General features: G+C 78.0%; 1 pseudogene. It reads left to right on the top strand.

From position 1 onward, the window contains the following. Positions 1-208 precede the first annotated feature (208 nt). Positions 209-632 (top strand): annotated as a pseudogene (locus tag G3I42_RS19505) (glycosyl transferase family 1); the annotation flags it as partial.

Here is a 632-nt window from a genome sequence, read left to right on the forward strand (position 1 = left end):
CCGGCCCCGGCGGAACGCAAGAGCGCCGCCGACCCGGCCCGTACGAGCGAGACCGCGAGCTGAGCCCCCGGGCGCGCGAGCCCCGCCACCACGCCCTCCGAAGGCCCGCGCGCCCGCCACCTCGGGCCCCGCCACTCGTTCCACCCACACGATGAACCACTCCGAAGAGCACGAAGACCACGAAGAGCACCGGGGGAAGCCCGCACCGATGAGCACCGAGCACGACACCCTCGCCCGCGCGCCGCGCGTCCCCGTACCCGGCCGCCCCGCGCCCCGCACCCGCGCCGGTGACGGACTGCGCACCGGGACCGACCCGGCACCCTGCACCACCGAATGGATCACCGAGCCCGGCGCCTTCGCGCTCCTCGCCCCCGACTGGCGCCGCCTCACCGCCGCCTGCCCGAGCGCCACCCCCTTCCAGAGCCACGCCTGGCTCTCCTCCTGGTGGCAGTCGTACGGGACGCCCGGCGCCCTCCGCGTCCTCGTCGTCCGCAGCGGGGACCGCCTCGTCGCCGCCGCGCCGCTCATGCGCGCCCCCGGGCCGCTGCCCGCGCTCGTCCTCCTGGGCGGCAACATCTCCGACTTCGGCGACGTCCTCGTCGACGCCGCCCACGCGGGCCCCGCCGCGCGCG

The sequence above is a fragment of the Streptomyces sp. SID11385 genome, from assembly GCF_010548245.1.
Taxonomy (GTDB): Bacteria; Actinomycetota; Actinomycetes; order Streptomycetales; family Streptomycetaceae; genus Streptomyces.